This window comes from Xenorhabdus griffiniae (assembly GCF_001028135.1).
GTDB lineage: Bacteria > Pseudomonadota > Gammaproteobacteria > Enterobacterales > Enterobacteriaceae > Xenorhabdus > Xenorhabdus bakwenae.
Genome location: NZ_LDNM01000022.1, coordinates 25847 through 29815, shown reverse-complemented (window position 1 = coordinate 29815; position 3969 = coordinate 25847). Strand labels below are relative to the sequence as shown.

Genomic DNA, 3969 nt, shown 5'->3' with positions numbered 1-3969 from the left:
TAGTTCCGCACGTCCGGTTCTGAGGAGGGGGCTGTCTGGGTGACTGGACAGCTCTACTCACCCAATACCCCGAGTAGTGATGAGTTCAATTTTAAGTCATCATCATTTAACGATATGAATTTAAACAAAAATATATAAAGGTGAACAGGGTGAACAGTTTCATCCCTATTTCTTTAATACGGAGGGGGTAAGCAAAAAAGTTTTCTCTGGCAGGTGTTTTACAGCTCTCCTATTTACCGGGTTAATGTATTAGCCCGGTAAATAGGAGAAGGCAAGCACAGCGCGTCAGCGTTGTCTTAATCTTCGGCATTAGAAATGCCCGTTTTAGCGGTGGCAAGTACAGTGGCACCCTAATTTTTCTCACCCTTAAGGCAGCATAAATCACATAATTTAAATTTCATTAATAATTAAATTTACACATATCCATAAAAGTTATAGTGTGAATGGAAAAATTTACTTTTGAGTTATTCTTCTATTGGAGTATGGATATGTTAACAATAAAATGGATACCTCTGCCATTTATACTTATTGCTTCACTGCTGGCTGGATGCATTGAAGTTGATATGTCGGTTCCAAGCTTTCCTGATATGGCTGCCAGCTTTGGGGTATCTGAAGGGTATATACAGCGTACCATCACTTATAATTTTTTGGGGTTTGTGTTTGGTGCATTGGTTTATGGTCCACTGTCAGAATCGTTTGGACGACGTAAGATCATGTTGTTTGGTGGTAGCATTATGTTGTTGGGAGCATTAGGGTGCACCTATGCAAATTCGATTGAACTATTGATGCTGTCCCGCTTTGTACAAGGATTAGGAGCTTGTACCCCCGTTGTCGTTGTATATGCCATCATAGCTGACCGTTATCAAGGCGCTACTATGTACAGTATGATCGGATTAGTCAACGCGTGTATCTCGATTTTTATGTCTCTGGCTCCCATTGCTGGAGGATGGGTTAACGAACATTTGGGATGGCGTGGTAACTATGCCGTAGTTGCAACTATTACTGCGATTGTATTCTTGCTCGAACTGCTTTTTTTACCAGAAACGAAGAAAGAAAAAATATCGCTAGATATAAAAGGTATCGTCGGGAACTATGTTCGATTGACATTAAGTTTCCGTTTTATGCGACTTTCGCTGATACCTTCACTGTTATTCTCTGCTTATATGGTATTTATTGCATCTAGTGCTTTTCTTTATCGTGAAACATTTTCTCTTTCGTTATCAGCATTTGTGATGCACTTCTTTATTATTGTGGCATCATTCTCCATTCCAAGTCTACTTTCTACTCGCATTATCTCTATGCTTGGTGGAGAGCAACGGTCTGAAAAAATTGGGCTATTTTTAGCCATGGTCAGCATTCTGTCGCTTCTTATGGTAAACACACCTTGGGCCATTACTATGCTCATGAGTTTGTTCTGTTTTGGATTTGCAATTTGTTATCCGACTCTGTTTGCTCGTTCCATGACTGTTTATCCTGAAATTTATGGTGTAGCCGCCTCCTATATCATGAGCTTACGTTCATTGTTGGTCGTTACGATTACAGGAATTGCCAGTTATGTGTTTAGTGGGCACTCAGAAGAAATGAGTTATGTCATGGCAAGCGTTGTGGGTGTTGTGTTACTGCTGTCGCTGATGAGCTTCACGGTAACCCCAAGTAAAGCCCAAGAATAATGAACTTATATTATATTGAGTCTTGGCTGAATATTTATATTTAGCCAAGGTTATTATTATGGCTTTATTTGTAGATGATATATAGAACACTATCTAAAGGTGGGTGTTGTGTTACTGTTGTCGCTGATGAGCTTCACGGTAACCCCAAATAAAGTTCAAAAATAAATGAACTTATATTATATGAATCTTGGTTGAATATTTATATTTAGCCAAGAGGTGATGCTGCCAACGCGCTAATTGCAACTCGAAGCCGTGCATATTACTGCCCTGCGTGTAGCAAGATTTCGACCATTGCAGCTAGCTATAAGCAAATCAACACATTAGAGGCATCATCTAGCCAAGATTATTATTGCGTTTATTTTGATTTCAAGCATGGATTTATTTGGAGATGATATATGGAAAATGAAGCGACACTATCTAAAGGTGGGTTATCTGCCACCTATACTGATAAATGGGAAAAACGTGCGTCAATAAGAACTCGTCCCGGTAAGATTATCGATTTCACTATTCCCGGTGCATTCTTCCCCGAGGAAAATCAGCCAATATTTTTGACTGAATCAATTAGTAATGTCAATGGAGAAAGCAAGTCAAAAATACTTACTCAGTCTCTTTTTAAGTATCTTAATGATATTGTTAATCTCGAAATTAAACTGATTAATTCAGCATGTAATAAGATTATTTATGGAGATCTCTCTATTGAGTTCGATGAGCAGATTAAGTTGAATGCTTATACCGTAATTATCGATGAGTACTATCACGTTTATATTGCCAGAAACATGATAAATCAGCTCAGAGAGCATGATGCCGATCTCAGTACCTTGAATTTCCCGGACTCTGATGCCTATGTGGCCGTTACAGAGGTGATGAAACGGTTACCTGAGCGCTGCCATGACATTTTCGAGATCATTGCGGTTTGCATTTTCGAAACGACTCTGGTGAGAGAACTGGTGGAATTCTTTAATAGTGACGGCGTTCATCCATCGATTAAATACTATGTTAATGACCATATGAACGATGAGTCCAGACACTATATTTTCTTTCTCGAATTACTTGGCTATATCTGGACGAGGTTGGATGAAAACGATCAGGCGATGATCGGCGGGCAGATCGCTGATTTCGTGAAAATGTATTTGAATGTTGAGTCAGAGAAACAGTTTAACATAGAGCTGTTATCGAAGATGACTCACGATCGTGAAGCAAGCCGGGAGTCAATCAATAAGGTTTATCGCGGTTTTGAAGTGACGCCTGATGTCCCCATTGTTAAGAACGTGCTAATGGCTTTGAAACGAACGGGTATTCTGAATTCGCCGATAGTGCGTCAGGGATTCGAAAATATTGGTTGGATAATTTAATAATGGAGATGAGTATGGATAATTTCGCCTCGCATAAAACACATTCTAAGTTGGCCTATTTGACAGAAACAAAAATGTTGGCCGATGAAATAAAAGCGCGTTTACGAAATAGCAATTCGCTTATTCTTCCATTGGAGAGAAATCTTGAACTGGTCGATCAATTGACGGAGTTTGAGCTCGGTCGTTTCCTCCTGCATAACCGCGGCCTCAATGGCTACTGGACGTCTTACATTTTCCAGCATCCCGCCGGAAAACCCGCAGAACATGTTTTGGAAGACTGGCTTCTGAATCGCTCGTTGCTGTGCCGGGCGCGCGAGCGTTACTACCGTTATCAGACCTTGCTGGCTGAGCTGATTGCGCAGGCGGAGACCCTGGCTTCAATCCCGTGCGGCGTGATGGATGACTTATTGGATCTGGATTATAGCGGCCATGACGCGGTGCAATTGACCGGCATTGATCTTGACCCGGAGTCACTTCATCACGCCAACGAAAAGGCCAAACGCGTTGGCATGGCGGAGCGTTGCCGATTCTCGCAGCAGAATGCCTGGGAGTTAAAAGAAAAAAACGCTTTCGATGTGATTACCAGCAACGGCCTGAATATGTATGAGTCTGACCCGGACAGGCTGGTGGCTTTGTATCGTCGGTTCTTCGAGGCATTAAAACCAGGGGGAACCTTGTTGCTCAGCTTCCTCACGCCACCGCCGGAAAAGAACGCGCCCGCCAGTGAGTGGGATAAATATGAAACGCCAATGGCGGACCTTTTGCAGGAGTTCGCGATCTTTGGCGACATTATTCAGGCTACCTACCTTAATTTCACTTCAGAAGCAGAGATCAGACAACAGATAACCCAGGTAGGGTTCACGGTTAAAGATATCAACTACAGCTCACGCGGCGTGTTGCCGATTCTCGTGGCGATAAAACCCTGATAACCCAAAAGAGTAATATCC

3 protein-coding genes are annotated in these 3969 nt (G+C 42.0%); all 3 read left to right on the top strand.

Translation table 11 applies throughout. From position 1 onward, the window contains the following. The first annotated feature begins 488 nt into the window (after nucleotides 1-488). The 3 genes from AAY47_RS06975 to AAY47_RS06965 all read left to right on the top strand — a co-directional run bounded on the left by AAY47_RS06975 (nucleotide 489) and on the right by AAY47_RS06965 (nucleotide 3948). Nucleotides 489-1670 carry an MFS transporter gene (locus tag AAY47_RS06975; RefSeq protein WP_053014219.1) on the top strand — a complete coding sequence of 394 codons (1182 nt, stop codon included), beginning with the start codon at nucleotides 489-491 and terminating at the stop codon, nucleotides 1668-1670. A 395-nt stretch (nucleotides 1671-2065) separates the two neighbouring features. Beyond that, nucleotides 2066-3022, top strand: a complete 957-nt coding sequence (locus tag AAY47_RS06970; RefSeq protein WP_047768235.1) for a diiron oxygenase — start codon at nucleotides 2066-2068, stop codon at nucleotides 3020-3022. A 14-nt stretch (nucleotides 3023-3036) separates the two neighbouring features. Further along, entirely contained in the window at nucleotides 3037-3948 is a 912-nt protein-coding gene (locus AAY47_RS06965; RefSeq protein WP_053014218.1) for an SAM-dependent methyltransferase, read from the top strand. Nucleotides 3949-3969: the final 21 nt, after the last annotated feature.

Excerpts from the sequence above, each read along its gene's own strand:
- AAY47_RS06975 (WP_053014219.1), top strand. The coding sequence starts at position 489 with ATGTTAACAATAAAATGGATACCTCTGCCATTTATACTTATTGCTTCA.
- AAY47_RS06970 (WP_047768235.1), top strand. The coding sequence starts at position 2,066 with ATGGAAAATGAAGCGACACTATCTAAAGGTGGGTTATCTGCCACCTAT.
- AAY47_RS06965 (WP_053014218.1), top strand. The coding sequence starts at position 3,037 with ATGGATAATTTCGCCTCGCATAAAACACATTCTAAGTTGGCCTATTTG.